This is a genomic window from Leptospira adleri, assembly GCF_002811985.1.
Lineage (GTDB): Bacteria > Spirochaetota > Leptospiria > Leptospirales > Leptospiraceae > Leptospira > Leptospira adleri.
Window position 1 is genome coordinate 88,999 of the sequence record NZ_NPDU01000004.1, and the last position, 17,968, is coordinate 106,966.

Consider the following 17,968-nt stretch of genomic DNA (forward strand, 5'->3'; position numbering starts at 1 on the left):
CTAAGATCAACTTCGATACATTCAATTTTTATAATTATATATTTGGAATAAGAACATGAGAAAGATTATCTTTCAGATGATGATCACGGCGGACGGTTACTACGAAGGGCCGAACGGAGAAATCGATTGGCACGTCGTCGACGAAGAGTTCAACGATTACGCGATCGATTTCCTAAATCAAATCGACGCGCTCCTATTCGGAAGAATCACCTATCAACTGATGGCAAACTACTGGCCAGCGGATGAAGCCGTTCAAAACGATCCGATCGTTGCAAACAGAATGAACGAGATAAAAAAGTTAGTCGCGTCCCGGACGTTGAAGTCCGTAAATTGGAAAAATTCAGAACTTATAACCGGCGACGTCAAAGAAGAAGTTCTCAAATTAAAACGACAATCCGGAAAGGACATCGCCGTTTTTGGAAGTTCCGAGCTCGGAATTTTTCTGATACGGGAAGGTTTGATCGACGAGTTTAGAATTTTCGTAAACCCGATCTTGTTAGGAAAAGGGAAACCCTTGTTTCTCGGATTGTCGAATCCGCAAAAACTCAAATTACTAAAAACGAGAACATTCAATTCCGGTAACATGCTTCTCTACTACGGACCGGCAGAATAAATAGAATGAATCAAACAAACATCAATACAAACCTCGCCGGCAGAAAAGAATGGATCGGACTGGCGGTGATCGCACTTCCCTGTTTACTCTACGCAATGGACCTCACCGTTCTCTATCTTGCGGTTCCTCATCTTACCGAAGACTTAAAACCCTCGGGTTCCCAACTTCTTTGGATCGTAGATATCTACGGCTTTTTAGTCGCGGGATTTTTAGTAACGATGGGAACTTTAGGAGATAGAATCGGAAGAAGAAAACTACTTATGATAGGAGCCTTCGCTTTCGGAGTAGCTTCGGTTCTTGCCGCGTTTTCCAAAACCGCCGAAATGTTGATCGCTACCAGGGCCCTACTAGGAATCACGGCCGCGACCTTAGCTCCGTCAACTCTATCATTGATCCGTAATATGTTTTTGGATAACCATCAAAGAACGGTAGCGATCGGAATCTGGGGAACGAGCTTTTCGATCGGAGGAGCGATCGGTCCTTTGATCGGCGGATTGCTTCTGGAACATTTCTGGTGGGGATCCGTGTTTCTTTTGAGCGTCCCCGTCATGATTCTTCTTTTGATCGTCGGACCAAAACTTTTACCGGAATTTAAGGATCCGAACGCGGGGAAACTGGATATTCCGAGCTCTGTTCTTTCCTTAATATCGGTCCTTTCGATCATCTTCGGATTAAAACAAGTCGCCGAATACGGATGGGGAATTCTTTCCATCCTTACAATCGTCTTCGGGCTGTTAGTCGGAGTATTTTTCATCAACAGGCAAAAAAATCTGAAAGACCCGATGATCGATCTTGAATTGTTTCGAGTTCCCGCATTTAGCGCCGCGCTCGTCGCAAACAGCCTCACGATCTTTGTCGGGTTGGGAAGTTTTCTTTTCTTGGCCCAATATCTCCAATTAGTACTCGGACTATCTCCGATGGAAGCCGGTTTATGGACCTTGCCTTCTGCGGCGGGAAACGTGGTCGGCTCGCTGACCGTGCCGATGATCGTAAGAAGAATACGTCCGGCCCTTGTAGTGGCGGGAGGACTTGTCTTGACCGTGATCGGAATGTCGCTCTATTCGCTCGTCAACGATCAGTCCGGACTCGCGTACATAGTCGTGGGATCGGTAATTCTTTCCTTGGGAATTTGCTCCGTGGTAATCATAGGAACGGATATCATCGTGGGAGCCGCTCCTCCTGAAAAAGCCGGAGCCGCCGCGTCCATCTCGGAGACTGGAGTAGAATTCGGGGGCGTCCTTGGGATCGCGGTCTTGGGAAGTATAGGAACCGCCGTGTATAAAAACCGGATGAAAGGAGTGATTCCCGAAGGAATCAGTCCCGAATCCGCGGAAGCCGCCAAAGGAACGTTAGGCGCCGCCGTAGGGATCGCGAAAGAATTGCCGGAACAACTCGGCCATTCACTCCTCATTCCCGCCAAACAAGCGTTTACCGACTCCTTTCAATTGGTCTCGATCCTTTGCGCCGGTATCGCGCTGGTTCTGGCGGTCATCGTGATCGTTCTTCGTAAGAGTTTGGGAAGAGGAGAAGAAGTTTGAATCAGAAAAACCCGGTGACGGTGGAAACGGCTGACAGAATTCTGATTCTTACCCGAATTTTCGACGCGCCTAAAAATCTGATTTTCAAGCTCTGGACCACTCCCGAACACGTCGCCCGTTGGTGGGGACCGAACGGTTTTACGAATCCGGTTTGCGAAATCGACCTTCGCCCCGGAGGAAACTATTACTACGTTATGCGCTCTCCTGAGGGAATCGACTATCCGATACGCGGAACTTTTCTTGAAGTCATCCCCGACGAAAAAATCGTCTACACGGAAACCTTGGACGAACATCCGAAAGAATGGTTGGAAAGTATGAGAAACGAAATAGGGACCGGCGAAGAATTCGCTTCCAACTCCGTCATCACCGTCACATTCGAGAAAGAACCGGTCGACAGGACAAAAATCAAAATCCACACGCTATTCCGAACGAATGAGATCAAGGGAGCGTTTCTGAAAATGGGAATGATCGAAGGCTGGTCCGAAAGTCTGGATCGTTTTGACGCGGAAGTCAAAAGAACAAAGGTCTGAAACCGAAGCGAATCGCGACTTCGTCTAACGTAAAAAAATGAAAGTTGAAATCGAATTAGAAACTTTGAATTTTCTTTCGGAACGATCTTCCGATCAAAATGCGAAAAAGAAAACGGGAAAACTATTGTTCCATCCCGTCCTTTCGAAAGACAAAAATCAGTCTTTAGAAACTCCCGAAAAAAAACTCGGGAAAGATTATATTTCTTTGATACAGTCGCTTCTATTTTGAAGAGCGAAAATTCCTTCGAAAATGTAGAAAATAATTTCTTAACTCGTCATTGGTCCCGAAAAGACCGATTCGTTTTTATACGTTTAGAAATTTAATGACTGGATTCGTTTTAGCAATTCTTTAGGCCTTACCAATTCCCAATTCGGAACGAGTTTTTCTTCCTTTCCTACTATCACCTCTTTCGTCCAAATCCGCCAGCGCGTAACACCCGACCGTTTCAATGCGTAGACGATCGTCTTTTCCCCCGGAGGTAGATTCGGAAAAACGATCCGATTGGACGCGTCCTTATACGCAGGCATCACGGAACGAATCGATGGAATGATCAATTGATAAGTTGTTTCTTCCTCCCAAGAGGGATAATCCGCTTCGATAGAAAGAGAAACCAGACGAGCTCCCATATAGAGAAATCGATCGCAGTTGATCCAGCCGAGACTCAGTATCGGAAAATAATTCGATTTTGCGATTCCCGGTCTTTCTTCCGATCCGGCGTCTTCTGCAATACGCATTTCAAGTCTTCTGCTCGGCTGCGATGCAGTTTGAGATTTTGTCGGCGAAGGCTGAGTCAATTCCAAATCCGCTTTTGAAACGTTAGTCGTTCTTGCTACTTCGGTCGACCAATCCACCGTTCCTTCCTTGGTTTTACTTCCGTAGAAAATTTGAAAACCCGGCTCTACGTTTCCGGCAAAGGAAACTTTCGGCGGATTTTTCGGATTCGCCTGCGCTTTGATTCCGGATTCCGCGAATGCGTTCAGAAAGATCATTCCTTTTGTTTGTATCGGCCTCCCGAGAGAAGCAGTTGTCAAACCGGAGAGGAGGATATCCTCACTTTTATAATATTCGGAAACTTCGATGCGTAAGGAAGTCGAAATCGGATTTCCGTCCGCGTCCACAAGACTCCCGCTTGGAAATTGAATCTTGGTTCCTTCGTCCGCTTCTATTTCGGAATCCTTTTTAGGATCGATTACAAAAATCTGCGTGGGTTTATAATGAGAAGAGCCGATCCATTCCCATCTTTGCGAGGAAACAAGACGTTCCCAACTCGCACAATTGACGACGGTCAAAAAAATAAGAATCGAAAGAATTCGAACGATCATAAATACCTCTATTTATTATTGGTATCGAGTTCGATTTCAAAACAGACAAAGATTCTTGCAAAATTCAAATCGGAAAGAATGGAAATTTATTTCCATTCCGCAAAAAATAGAAAACCGCACGCACGTCTTCGACTCCGAACTAAAACGCAAATCTTTTTTTTAAATGAAAAATTTGTTCCGACAAACTAATTCTCACGTAAAAAGACTTGTTTCGGACTTTAAGTCCGATGTGAAAGAAAATGTGGCGGGACAAAACTCAACCAGCAAATTCTTCCTTCGAACGACAGACGTCGCAATTCCCGCAACCCTTGAATGTCGCATTAAAATATTCGTAGACGAATTCTCTTCTGCACTTTTCAGACTTGAGATAAAGAAGCATCTGATACAAACGTTTGAGACTTGTTTTCTTTTTTAGATCCAATAGTTCCGGAGAAAGGAGAGCGTCCGTCAACGGACCTTTCAACCTCAGAGAATTTCTTTCCAATTCTCCGGAGGTAACTCCGTGTCTTTCAAAAAGATTGAGCACCGTTTGAAGCCGATGGTCTCCGCGGTTTCTATGAACGACCTTGGACTGCAATTCTTCGTAAGTTAAGGAAGCCAGCTTTTCCCCCAAGTGTTGCATCGTTTGAAAAACTCTTCCGATAAAAACAGCGTCCGGATTTTGCCATTCGATAAATTCCATCAACACGGTAAGATCGTCTTGTATATAAAAAACGTGACAATCGGAAGGATTCCCGTCCCTTCCCGCGCGTCCGATTTCTTGATAATAACTTTCCAGAGAAGACGGAAGCTCCGCGTGAATGATCGTCCTTATATTCGGCTTATCCACGCCCATCCCGAAGGCGTTGGTCGCGAGAAGAATCATATCCTCCGATTTTAAAAACTGATTTTGAATCCGTTTCCTTTGGTCCGGAGCCAATTGTCCGTGATAGATCCGATGAGGAATTTTCTGAATGTCCAACTTCTCGCTGAACTTTTCTATGTTCTTAATAAGATTAAAATATACGATCGTACTTTCTTTCCGCGTCTTTAAAAGATCCACGATCGCGTCGACCTTCGCAGGTTCGTCCACAAAGGTTCGAACGTCCAAAAACAAATTCGGACGACAAATACCTTCGTTATAAACTTCGATTTCCGATTCTTCCAAACCGATCTGACGCACGATGTCTTTTTGTATTTCGGAAGTTGCGGTTGCGGTTAACGCAATCGTTACGGGCTTTCTAAGAATCTCCCTAAACTCGGAAATCTTCGTATAATCCGGACGGAAGTCGTGGCCCCATTGGCTGATACAATGCGCTTCGTCGACGGCAAGCAAGGAAACATTTCTGTCACGGAGGGCTTCCAAGAACGCGCGCTTCCGAAATCTTTCTGGAGAAACGTAAAGAATCTTATACTTTCCTTTTTTTAAATCCTCATAACTTCGAATTCGATCCTCCTTAGACAAAGAAGAATTGATATAACCGGCGTCCACACCGAGCGTCTTCAGTTTGGAGACCTGATCCTGCATCAGCGCGATCAAAGGTGAAATGACGATTGTCAATCCTTCCATCGCCAAAGCAGGCAATTGATAACAGATCGACTTACCCATTCCGGTCGGCATGATAACCAGACAATTTTTTCCCGAAAGAACGTCGCCGATGATGTTCTCTTGAGAAGTTCGAAAAGAAGAAATCCCGAAAAAAGTTTTGAGCTCGGAAACGGAAGGCATTCAGAATACATTCTTCGATCGATCTTTGAGAGCAAGAGAAAATGTAATTACTTGCCATCTCGCCGAATTCTTAGAATGCTCGTAATTCTGGGATTCGAAGAGGGAACGTTTGTCAATCACGCATATCACAAGTCTATCGCTCGAAAACATGGCGATCGAACTCTCAAAAAACGTCCTCGCGGAAAGGATAGATTCTCCCTTACGCGCGCCCGTGATCGTGATCCCAAGTACGAACATGAAGTTATGGTTGAATTTCAACCTCGCCCGCATCAACGGAATCACCGCGAACTTCCGCTTTCTATTTTTAGAAAAAGCTCTTGAGGAATTCTATATCAAAAGAGCGGGTTTCGATTTTGATCCGTTGCATCCGACCTTCCCGAGTCAGGAAGCCAATCAAAGAAAAATTCTAACCTATCTGATCGAAAATAGAGATCAAAGCGAAATACGTTTTTTAAATTCCTTCCTTCAGAGCATTCCGCGCGCGTTTTCTCTCAGCGCAAAGTTGACTTCGCTTATCAAAGATTACGAGCTCAACAGATCGAGTTGGATATCCGCCTGGGCTAAAGAAAAAGGGCTGGAAATACCGTCGATCTCGAGTCGTCCTTCTCCGTTGCCGCAAGAGGACGAATACTATCTTTTTCAAAAGAAACTCTATCAAAAAGTTTTTCTCGATTCGAAAGAGCCGAGCACCTTGGTTCAGTTTCTTCTGAAGGAAGCCCGAAAGAATCCTAAACGTTCCCCCAAGGAATTTCCATCGTTTCATCTTTTCTGCTTGTCCAATCTATCGGACACTTACTTGGGAATTTTAGAATCCCTTTCCAAAATAGATCGGCTTCCGATTTATCTCTATCAATTTCATACGGAAGCTAAGAAGAATCAGAAAGACTCTTCCGGTCCTCAGAGTTGGTCCAATCCTCAAATCCATCTCGCGGAAAGAATGAACCGTATCGAAACGACTTCTTTGAAACATATCGAAACGTCGCACGACTTTCCGCCGAAACTGAACTCGCTCAGAATCCTACTGGACGGAAAACAAAAACCGATCAAACAAAACGAACCTGCTTTCGACGCATCAGTACGGTTTTGGAACGCTCCTTCCGCGTATCGCGAAATGGAAGCCGTCGCAAACGACATCCTCTACAAAATGAATCTGAATCCCAAGTTGACTTATTTGGATTTTGCGATCCTCGTTACGGATATGAAAGTCTATCGTCCGACCGTAGAATGGGTGTTAGACGGCGGAATCCTTTTGCAAAGTTCGCAAAACGAAAAGCAGAACGATTTCCCTCCGATCCGAAAAAAAATCCCCTACTCGCTGACCGACATCAAAGCAAACGACGCGTCCTTGCTGTATCGGGGATTAATCGACGTTTGGGAGTTCTGTTCCGGCCCTGCGATTTCAAAGGAGAATCTGCTCCGTTTGCTCAGAAATCCTCTTCTTCAGAATAGGTTTAGAATTCACTCTCAGTCCGTTCTAGACTTGGAAAGTATGATCGACTCGGCGGGAATGATTTACGAAGAAGAGGGCCGAGAAGTCGACTCCTTTCAAATTTCAAACGGGATGAGAAGAATTCGGTTGTCTTCGATTCTTTCCAAAGAAACGGCCTGGACAGAATATAAGATCCCTCCGATCGAATCGGAATCGGACGAAACCTCCTTTTATCTCACCGCCTTATGGGAAACGATATTGAGAACCAAAAAGAGCGTTCTTTCCGTTTTTGAAAACAAAAACCCTCAATGGAACCCGGAGTATTTTAGAATATTAAGAAATTCTTTAGAAGAACTTTTTGAATTTTCGGAACCATACGAACAGGAAGCCAAACTTTTTTACGGGTGGCTGGATTCTCTCGAAGAATGGGACGGCATCCGTCTGCAAAATGAAAAAGACGGAGTCGCCCTTCTCAAATTCGTCACCGAACAAACTTTCGATCAGATCCCCTACCGCAAAGGCGCGTATCTAACCGGAGGAGTCACGATCTCTCTTTTGCAACCGATGCGTCCGATTCCCTTCAAACATATATACATTCTCGGACTTGGAGAAGGAAAATTTCCCGGAAACAACGACCGCTCCCAACTCAATCTAAGAAAAGATCTCAAAGAAGAATGGGACGTTTCCCGAAGAGAAATCCAAGAGTCTCTATTATGGGAAACGATTCATTCCGCAAAAGAATCCCTTACGTTGAGTTATGTGGGAAAAAATCTTCAGGAAGATAAAACGTTCGAACCCTGCTCTCATTTTTTCGAAATCATGGAATTCTTCGGATTGCCGGAAGCGACCAAACTTCCACTTCATTCGTATAGTATAAAATACGAACATACTCCGGAAGATATGGCGCAAGGTCTCGTAAGTTTCGATTTTGCGAGAATCTGGGTCAACGGAGACAGAAACGATCAAAAAATCCTGGGCCGATTCCAAAATCTCGACGACCTCACGAAAGGTTCCGCGTCAACGCCGGTCAACGAAATCGATCTGAGGGAAATTTCCCAATTCTTAAGCGATCCGCTGGACACTTATCTCAAAAAAAGATTGGGAATGTATTTGGACGAAGAAGAACCTTCGGAACAGGAAGGAGAGCTCTTCGATCTGGACGCCGTCGCAGAGGCAAACATATTAAAAAAAATGTATGCGATCATGATGCCGGATCTCGTATCGAATGAGCCTTGGTCCTGGAACGAGGAAACTATATCTTCCGCGCTGCTTCCCGTTTTACAAAAAGAAAAACGGTCGGCCCGCTTCCCTCAGTCGGTCTTCGCAAAAATTCAAGAAGCGGATCTTTTGGGATATCTTCGACAAACGAGCGAGCTGCTCTCCGGCTGGAAACCTCTCTTCCAAGGCGGAAAATACCATTCTTATCTGAGCTTGGGAGACACGGGACTTTCGGAAGATCTTTGTAAAAAAATTCCGGAACTTTCCGTTCTCATACGAACTTCCGGAAGAACTCTAAAGATCAAAGGAGAATGGGAACACGTCGTGGAAAAGGAAGGCGTCCTTTATTGGCTCCTTCCGAAAAGCCTGGAAGACAAACCATCCGAAAATTTTTACGGCTTTAAAGATTACTGGAAGGTAATGAGTTTTCCGTTCCTCACCGGCGTCGCCTTTTCTGCGTTAGGTGAAAATTTCAAAATTTATTCCTTCAAAGCTCGTCCTTCCGAAGATTCAAAAAAGAAAAACTTTCTTCCGATACAGTATCAACCCGAAGACTCTTTAACCGGTAAAGAATATCTGCAAAGATTAGCGGAACTCTATCTTCGGGAAGAACCGGTTTTTTTTCCCAGAAAGGCATTTCTCAGTTATTTCGTGAAAAATATTCAAGGAGCCTCAGGAAAAAAACAAACCCCGGACGATACGGCAAAGTTCGAAGACGAAGCCGCATGGAAAAATTATCTGAAAGAGGAATTGGATTCGGTAAAGGAAAATCTTTCCTCTCTCGTAAAACTATATCGCAAAACTCCCGACCTCGTTTTAAGTTCCGAAATTCGCTGGGCGAAAGATTTTTACAAACCGTTCTTGGATTGGAAAAAGGACCTATGAGCGATCTGACTCGGCCGTTCAAACTAAAATCCAGTTTTGTAGAAGCCTCCGCGGGAACCGGAAAAACGTATACGATCATGGAGATCGTCGGAGATCTGATCCAAGAGCATAAAATTCCTCTCACGCAAATCCTGATTCTTACTTACACCGAAAAGGCTGCGGGCGAATTGAAGGAGAGGCTCCGAAAAAAACTGCTTCAATCCGATCTCACAAAAGAGGCGAGAGAACTCGATCAGGTTACGATCTCAACTATACACGGTTTTTGTAATATGATTTTACAGGAATATCCCGTGGAAACGGAAACTTCTTCCCGATGGATTTTGACGGACGCAAAGGAAAGACTTAAGATCGCGCTCTATCGGCTTCAACATCAGGAATGGAAAAATTGGGCGGCTCCGAACGAACTCGAATCTCTTCTTTCCGAATCAGAATTTTTAAAAAATAGGGATCAAATTCTTGCCGCGGGGGCCAAACTTTTAAGCGGGAAAAAATATCCGTATAACAACGATTCTACGCCGTTGGGCCCGGCAACGTTTCTGCAAAAAACGGCCCTCATCGCAAAGGAAATGGTAGAGGAGGATTTTAAGAATGGGGATTGGCTGAGTTACGATCAAATGATTCTTAAGACCAGAGATTCTTTAAAAAACCCGTTCTTAAAAAAAGCCCTCCAAAACCGATATAAGATCGGAATCTTGGATGAATTTCAGGACACGGACGCGGCACAATATGAAATATTTTCGCAGCTATTTCTGGATTCGAATCGGCAAGAATCCGAAAGGGCATTGTATCTCATCGGAGATCCCAAACAGTCCATCTACGGTTTCCGAGGAGCGGACATCGGAACTTATCTGAACGCAAAAAGGGAACTCAAAAAAAATCACGCGGAGGAAATTCCGCTCGATGTAAACTATCGTTCCGTATCCGAACTCATCCGAGGTTATAACGAAATCTTCGGCGGGAAAGAGGGAGAACTTAGTTTTTTTCCGATCGTTGAAAAGGGATTCGAATCGCAACCGATCGAATATACAAAAGTAAAACATCCTGAGAAAGAAGGAAAGGTTCGACTGAGTCCGCGGCACAAGGAAGGTCCGATTCAGGTCGTGCGGTTTCAGGGAAGGGAAACCTGGAAAACCGACGACGCCAGAGTGGCCTGGGGACAATTCATTGCCGAAGAAATCCTAAAACTCGCGACTCGGGAAAACGCCTTCGCTTACGAAACCTACGACGATCAAAAAAAAGAATATAATGAAAAATTAATAGACCTTAAAGAGATCGCAGTCTTGGTTAAAAGCAAGGCCGAGGGAAGAGTCGTAGAACAAGCGTTAAAGCTCAGAGGGATCCCCTGCTCCTTTTACAAACAGGAAGGGATTTATCAATCGCCGGAATCGGTTCAAATACGAAACGTCTTAGAGTGTCTCATAGATCCCAACAAACCTTCTTCCTATCGGAAACTTTTGTTAGGCGATTTGTTTCAAATACGTCCGGATCGCCTTTCTTACTTCGACGAACATTCCATCGATTCGTATGAAAAGTCCATCCTGGATCGCTGGAAGACGTTTGCGATGGAGCGAAAATTCGCAGAGCTCTTTCGTTCGATCGAAGAGGACAGCAGGATCTTTTTGACCGAAGAGGAAACAGATATCGCCTGGGAAAGAAAGCGGACCAACTACAGACAGATATTTAGAAAACTTCTTCAATTTCAAATCGCCAACCAAGCCGGGCTCGAAGAAGTATTAGAAGAATTGAAACAACTTCAATCCGAAAAAAGAAACGAAGAAGAACTTCCTCTTTTCGAGAAAGAAACCGAAAAAGACGCCGTACAGATTCTCACGTTACACGCTTCCAAAGGTTTAGAATGGCCTATCGTATTTTTATTCAATCTTTCCGGAAATTTCACGCCCGATGTCTACGACTATCCGTTCGTCGAATCGGAAAATCGCAGAACTTGGAAATTGAGCCTTTGGGACGACGAAGAAGAACGAAAGATTAGCAAAGAAGAATATTCTAATCAAACGTTGAACGAAAACAAACGCCTGTTATACGTCGGAATCACAAGACCCAAAATCAGACTTTATCTTCCGTATTTCACCCCGATCAACAATTGGAAGGCGAGAGACTCCGCGTATTTTAAGATTTTATATCCCAGACTTCATTCGATTTTGGAAAACGATCCCGATCCTCGACTCTTTCATTCCGTATTTTGGACTCCGCAGCCGTTGGATCAAACCGATCTTAAAATTCGCACGCGAACGGTTTCACCCGAGGTCCGTTTTACTCCTTTGATCTTTCAGGAATCGTATTCCCCGAAAACGATCTGGATCCACAGTTACTCTTCCCTCAAATCAAAAGTCGACGTAGCGTTGGACGAAAAATCGCTTTCAGTCTTGGAAGACGGAAATTTTTTTAAATCGGATGAAATAGAAGATTCTCCGTCGGAAACCGAGGATGCACTTCCCTCGTCCGCCGCAACCGGTTCCTTCTTACATCTTCTTTTGGAAGAATTGGATTTTTCTCTTTTTAAAACGAAGTCGCCGAAAGAACTTCTAAACGAAAAGAAGATCTTATCCAGAATGAATTTTCATCTCGATTACTTCCAGCTTTCCAAAACCAAACAAAAAGATGCGGACATAGAAAAGGACGTCTACAGAGAAAGAGCCTGCGAAATTCTATGGAATTCCTTAAACGCCGTAATCCCCGTAAAAGACCGATCTTCATTTCGTTTATTAGATATTTCTAATGAAAAAAGAATTTCGGAGATGGATTTTCATCTGGATCTGGATCCGCAAAGCAGCGGTCCCGGTAATTTTTTGAAAGGTTCCATCGATCTCGTGTTCGAATTCGAGAATCGTTTCTATCTCGCGGACTATAAATCCAATCTGCTCGAAGACTATTCCTTCTCTTCGTTGAAAAAGAGTATAGAAAGTCCGGAGAGCAGATACGATCTGCAAAGAGATATCTACGCTATGATCCTTTTCGAATATCTAAAGAATCTTTTCGGAGAAGAGCAAGCCTTTCGAAAACTCGGCGGGGTTTTTTATTTTTATCTAAGAGGGATGAGAGCCGGCGAAAACAAGGGCGTTTATTCGGACTTCGATTGGTCTTTAGAAAGATTAAACAAAATCAAAGACAACGTCCGCCTTTTGACAAATCGGAATTGGGAGGATTTTCTCTGATGGAGGAACTCTTCTCATCCTGGACTGAAAAATTGAAAGAAGACATCCTTCTTCTTTCGGAATTGGAATCGAAAAATAAAACCCAATCCAAACATCCGGAAGAAGATTCCAAGATTCTATTAAATATTTTGAATGAACTTTGGGAAGCCGGCGAAGACGGAAACCTTTGTATCCCGGTTCAAAAGGAATGGAAAAATTACCTCAAAACAAAACCGCCGGCTCTCGTCGTCGAAAAAATCGGAAACAAAGAATGGGTGTATTTCGAAAAAACATTCCGTACCAAGACCGAACTCGAAACTCTTCTCGAAGAAAGAATTCGCGGGAATATTAGGACGCGATCGGACTTGGTGAAAGCGGAATCGATTCTTAAAAAACTGGAATCAAAAAGTTTCGATCTTAAAAAAGGACAAGTTCGTTCGATTCTATCCTGTCTTTCCTCGTCGTTTCAAATCATAAGCGGCGGTCCGGGAACGGGAAAAACGACGGTCGTCGCGTTCTTATTACAAATTTTGAATGAACTTGGCGAGCTTCCTCCTGCCGAAGAGATCGCGCTCGTAGCTCCGACCGGAAGGGCGGCGCAGAGATTGACCGAATCCATCCAGGAGAATCTAAAAAGAATATCCGATTCGGATCAGAATCGTTTTCTGAGGGGACAGACGATACACGGACTTCTTTCCTACAAACCGTCGTTAGGCGGATTTTATTATAATCGGGAACGTTATCTTCCGCATCGGCTTGTCATCGTTGACGAAGTCTCGATGGTCGACGTTAATCTGATGCTCTCCTTATTTCAAGCGTTGCCGAAAGATCGATCGTTTCGATTGATTCTCATCGGAGATCCGAATCAGCTTCCTTCCGTGGAAAAAGGCGCGGTGTTAAGCGACTTCCTTTCCGTTTTGGAATCCGAGAACGGAAATCATATTTCCAGACTCGAGGAAAGCAACCGTCAAAAAAGAAACTCAAAAGGAGAAGTCTCTAAGATCGTAACTTTGGCCGAAGAAATTCTAAAGTACGATCCCGAAAATCTAAATCTAGGAACGAGAATCGACGACGCTTTTCCAAAAACCGATACGATCGGTGAAAACGTAGTTTACACAACTCAAGTCGTGTGGCTGCAAAATTCTTCGAAAACGGATCCCGACGTGTTGACGAGGGACGAGGTAGTCGAACAACTTTGGGAAAGAATTTTTTTACCGCAGATTCTAAGGATCTCGTCCTGGAAAATTAATGACGGAAGAGAATTTACCGATTTCAATTTTGTTAGAACGTTCCAAAACGAACTCGGTCGCTTTCGTTGTCTTACGGTGTTTCGAAAAGGATATTGGGGAGTGGAGTCGATTCAAAACAAAATCATGAATCTCGCCGCTCAGGATTTTTACGGCAGAATCACCTCTGCTCCGGTTCAGAACTTATTTCCAAAACGTCTCGCAAAACGTCTCTACTTCGTAGGGCTCCCGATCCTGATCACACAAAACGACAAGAGTCGAAAGTTATTCAACGGCGATATCGGGATCGTTCTCAGAACGGGAAACACCGGAGAATTAAGAGCGGTATTTCCGATCGACGACCGCCTCTATCCCTTCGCCTTGGACACGCTTCCGAAACACGAGCCGGCGTTCGTAATGAGCATACACAAAAGTCAAGGATCGGAATATGATACAATTCTAATATACTTGCCGGACGGCGGAGAATCCGCGGCTACCAATTTTCACAAATTACTCAATCGACAGGTTCTTTATACGGGAATCACTCGCGCTAAAAATCAGGTAATCTTAGCCGGAAATCCTAAGACATTTGAACTCGGAATAGAAAACATCCAAAAACGAAACACAGGATTTCGAATCAGAATAAATCCGTAAGCCATCTTCCCTCAAAGTTTAATTACAAGAAAACAGAAACCTATTATAAAAAGATTGCGGATTCCTACTTTAAATTTATGAAAGACCGTCATGATTCGGTCCTATGGTAGAATATTCATCCGTTCTATTTTTTGGATTTCCTTCGGAGTTTGGATCCTATTGCAGGGCCATTGCGGACCGATTCCGGATTCTTTTCCCAAAGCGAAGAACGGAATTCTACTGATCTCAAGCGAACTCCTTGCGGAAAATAAAATCGTTCCACTTTCGGGAGAATGGGAATTTCAGGAAGGGTTCGCGAATAAAGGATCTCTTGGAGTAATCGCGGTCCCGGGATTTTGGGAAGACAGCGAATTCCCCGCATTCAAAGGAAAGGCTTTTGGGGCGGCCACATACAAACTCAAAGTCGTCGGCCTTTCCGCCGGAGAATATGCGATCAAGTTTCATGAAATCCACAATGCCTATCGAGTCTTTATCAACGGAAAACAACTTCTGGAATTCGGCAAAGTTTCCGCAAAACCCGAAGGAGAAATACGCAGAATCGGAAAGCCGATCGTTCACTTTTTAGTCGAAAATGAAAAAGAACCTCTTGAAATCACATTAGAAATATCGAATTGGTTCGAAGGCGTGGGCGGAATCCGAAGAACTCCGGAGCTGGGAAACTTCCACTCCATTTCGGCAATTGATAAAACGAAAAGAAAATTGGATTTTCTTACTTTTGGAGCGTTGCTCTTTTTCGGCTTTTCCAGTTTCTTTTTCTATCTTTTGACAAAGGAAGAATCGTCCTCGATTTATCTTTCGTTAGTCTGCGCGACCTTGGGACTGAGAATTTTTTTCACCGAAGAACATTATATCTTTGAAGCGTTTCCTCAATTCCCTCCGCTGCTCGAATTCCGAATCGATCAAGGAAGTCTGTTCTTTCTATCGGCCGTTTTTTTAAGCTATATCCGGTCCCTTTTCCCGAACGAGCTCAAGCCGATTCCGTATCGTATATTCTTGATTCCTAATTTTCTCATGCTCGGAATTTTCTGGATGTTTGAAGGGGACGTATTAGAATCTGTCTTCGAAGCCTATCTCATCTTTATGTTCGCCCTTATCTTAGTAGTCTTTGTGGTGATGATAAAGGCCGCTCTCAATCAAAGAACCGGATCCGTCGTATTTTTAATCTCTTGCCTTCTTCTTTTGGTCGGCGCCTTAAACGACACACTTTCACGACTGGGTTTGATAACGACTCCCTATATCGTACCTTACACGTTTTTATTGTTTATCGCTTTTCAATCCGTCTTGATTTCGATCCGATACCGAAGCCTTCTCAAGTTTACGGATTCTCTCAATCATGAACTTGAGGTAAAATTCAGAGCGATTTCCGCGTCGATTCGAGAGGCGATCCTGGTCTCGGACGCAACCGGTAAGATTCTTTTTTGGAACGAAGGAGCCGTGAAGATTTTCGGCTGGGAAGCTGAAGAAATGCTGAATTCTCCTTTGGAAAAAATTCTTCCGGAGAGAATTCGAAATAAACACAAAAAAGCGTTTCTAAGATTCTATTCTTCAAGAAGAAAAAATCATCCTTCGCAGACGATAGAGATGATCGGTTTAAAAAAAGATAATACGGAATTCTCTTTGGAACTCTCCGTCACGCACTGGATCATAGAACAGGATCAATACGTAGGATTGATTATCCGCGACGTCACTCAGAGAAAGAATTTGGAATCGCAGAGAGACAAAGCGCTGAGTCTTCTCCAATCCGATCTTCACACCGCGGAAAAATTGCAGAAGTCGATGTTCCCGGATCCGAATTCTAAAAATTGGCCTTTCCCTTGGTCCGTATTGTATCTTCCGATGGGACCGATCGGAGGGGACCTCTACGATATCCGTAAAACTCAAAACGGATCCTGGAGATTTTTTATCGCGGACGCGACCGGTCACGGAACGCAAGCGGCTTTATTGACGATGGCGATCAAAGCAGACTACGACACGGTCGAGGACATGGATTCTCCGCCCGGAATCATATTAGAACAATTGAATCAACAAATTCATCCTATGTTTCACAACTTGAACGCCCTTTTTACGGCATTCTTATTGGACTGGGATCCGAAGTCCGGCAAAATCCAATATGCGTCCGGCGGACATCCCGAACAGATCATCCTCGCCGACGGAAAAAAAATCGCGTTACAGAAGACGGGACCGATCCTCGGATTAAAACCTTCCGCGAAATTCAGGACGGAATCTTATAGTTTTGATTCTTCGTTTCGGTTATTTCTTTTTTCGGACGGCGCCTTCGAAGTATTTGATAAGAATCTAATACAGCTTTACGGGGAAGACCGATTCCATTCTTACCTTCGTGAAAATTCGGAGACGCCGATTCAGGAGATCTTAGATTCTCACTTAAGGAGCCTGTATCTTTTTAGAGAATCCCAAGATCTAACGGACGATCTGACTTTTCTTGCGATCACGTTAGGAGAATAAATGCAAGTTCTTTCTTGAATTCCTCATCCAAATCCTGCTGGGCTGAAAAACAGGTTCCGCTATTTTAGGCATTCTATCCATCGTATTCTACACGATTAAAGAAGAATCAAAACATGAAACGGCAGTCCTCCATTGTTTCCATCAATCATCTTTCAAAGTCGTATTCGAACGGCTTTCAGGCTTTGAAAAATGTTTCCCTCGAAATCCAGGAAGGCGAAATTATCGCCCTGCTCGGACCAAACGGAGCCGGTAAAACGACTCTCATCTCCATCATCTGCGGAATCGTTAATCCGACCGACGGCTTTGTTCACGTCGCCGGAAAAGACATTCTAAAAGATTTTCGTTTTACACGTTTCAGGATAGGATTGGTCCCTCAGGAACTGAGCGTACACGCCTTCGAATCCGTTTGGGCGACCGTCAGCTTCACTCGCGGGCTCTACGGCAAAGCGCCTAACCCCGATTATATCGAGAAACTTTTAAAATCACTTTCTCTTTGGGACAAAAAAGACAGCACAATCATCACTCTTTCCGGCGGAATGAAACGAAGAGTCCTCATCGCCAAAGCGCTTTCGCACGAACCTGCAGTTCTATTTTTGGACGAACCTACCGCAGGCGTGGACGTTGAACTCAGAAAAGATATGTGGAACATCGTTCGAAATCTTAGGGAAAGCGGGGTTACGATCATACTAACCACACACTACATCGAGGAAGCGGAAGAGATCGCGGACAGAATCGGAGTTATGAACAAGGGAGAATTAATTCTAGTAGAAGATAAGAAAATTCTAATGCAGAAACTCGGTAAAAAACAGATCATCCTGGATCTAAGCCGGAATTTGAAAAAAATCCCGGCCACCCTGAAGACGAAAGGTTTGGAACTTTCCAATAACGGGAAACAACTCGTTTATACTTACGATTCTCACGCAAAACAAACCGGAATATCGGCGCTTCTTCAGGAATTAAAAAAGGCAAAGATAGAATTTCAAGATCTGAATACCACTCAGAGTTCGTTAGAGGAAATTTTTGTTCAGTTAGTCAAGGAGTCGGAATGAATCTGCACGCAATCAAATCCATTTATATTTTCGAAATGTCCAGAACCTGGAGAACCCTTTTTCAAAGCATCGCGTCTCCCGTACTTTCGACTTCGTTGTATTTCATTGTTTTCGGCTCGGCCATAGGATCGAGAATTCAGAGAGTGGACGGCGTCGATTACGGATCTTTTATCGTTCCGG

Annotated in this window: 10 protein-coding genes and 1 pseudogene; 9 read left to right on the forward strand and 2 right to left on the reverse strand. The window is 44.1% G+C overall.

The window, feature by feature from the left end:
- Positions 1-55 precede the first annotated feature (55 nt).
- From CH376_RS02750 to CH376_RS02760, 3 genes are read left to right on the forward strand one after another with little or no spacing between them, the layout of a single operon-like run.
- On the forward strand, positions 56-613 hold the full coding sequence (locus tag CH376_RS02750; RefSeq protein ID WP_100786702.1) for a dihydrofolate reductase family protein: 558 nt from the start codon (positions 56-58) through the stop codon (positions 611-613).
- A 5-nt stretch (positions 614-618) separates the two neighbouring features.
- Positions 619-2,151, forward strand: coding sequence for an MFS transporter (locus CH376_RS02755; RefSeq protein WP_100786703.1), 1,533 nt, complete (start codon positions 619-621; stop codon positions 2,149-2,151).
- Positions 2,148-2,681, forward strand: a complete 534-nt coding sequence (locus tag CH376_RS02760) for an SRPBCC domain-containing protein (protein WP_100786704.1) — start codon at positions 2,148-2,150, stop codon at positions 2,679-2,681. The genes CH376_RS02755 and CH376_RS02760 overlap by 4 nt, the downstream gene beginning before the upstream one ends.
- A gap of 312 nt (positions 2,682-2,993) precedes the next feature.
- On the opposite strand, the gene CH376_RS02770 is transcribed toward CH376_RS02760, so the two are convergent.
- Positions 2,994-4,004: a hypothetical protein gene (locus CH376_RS02770; RefSeq protein WP_100786706.1), complete on the reverse strand. Its 1,011-nt coding sequence runs from the start codon at positions 4,002-4,004 to the stop codon at positions 2,994-2,996.
- Positions 4,005-4,260: 256 nt separating this feature from the next.
- Entirely contained in the window at positions 4,261-5,712 is a 1,452-nt protein-coding gene (locus tag CH376_RS02775) for a RecQ family ATP-dependent DNA helicase (RefSeq protein WP_100786707.1), read from the reverse strand.
- A gap of 109 nt (positions 5,713-5,821) precedes the next feature.
- Here CH376_RS02775 and CH376_RS02780 point away from each other — a divergent pair, with 109 nt between their 5' ends.
- The 6 genes and pseudogenes from CH376_RS02780 to CH376_RS02805 form a co-directional block, all read left to right on the forward strand.
- A complete protein-coding gene (locus CH376_RS02780) occupies positions 5,822-9,244 on the forward strand; it encodes an exodeoxyribonuclease V subunit gamma (protein WP_100786708.1) in 3,423 nt (1,140 codons plus the stop codon).
- The gene (locus CH376_RS02785; protein ID WP_100786709.1) at positions 9,241-12,417 is read left to right on the forward strand and encodes a UvrD-helicase domain-containing protein; all 3,177 of its coding nucleotides are present in this window, start codon (positions 9,241-9,243) and stop codon (positions 12,415-12,417) included. The genes CH376_RS02780 and CH376_RS02785 overlap by 4 nt, the downstream gene beginning before the upstream one ends.
- Complete coding sequence (gene recD / locus CH376_RS02790; RefSeq protein ID WP_100786738.1) at positions 12,417-14,276, forward strand: exodeoxyribonuclease V subunit alpha; 1,860 nt, start codon at positions 12,417-12,419, stop codon at positions 14,274-14,276. Before CH376_RS02785 ends, recD begins: the two co-directional genes overlap by 1 nt.
- 90 nt (positions 14,277-14,366) lie before the next feature.
- A complete protein-coding gene (locus CH376_RS02795) occupies positions 14,367-16,739 on the forward strand; it encodes a SpoIIE family protein phosphatase (protein WP_100786710.1) in 2,373 nt (790 codons plus the stop codon).
- 113 nt (positions 16,740-16,852) lie between these two features.
- Positions 16,853-17,788 carry an ABC transporter ATP-binding protein gene (locus CH376_RS02800; RefSeq protein WP_100786711.1) on the forward strand — a complete coding sequence of 312 codons (936 nt, stop codon included), beginning with the start codon at positions 16,853-16,855 and terminating at the stop codon, positions 17,786-17,788.
- Positions 17,785-17,968: pseudogene (locus tag CH376_RS02805) on the forward strand (ABC transporter permease); the annotation flags it as partial. The gene CH376_RS02800 and the pseudogene CH376_RS02805, both read left to right, overlap by 4 nt.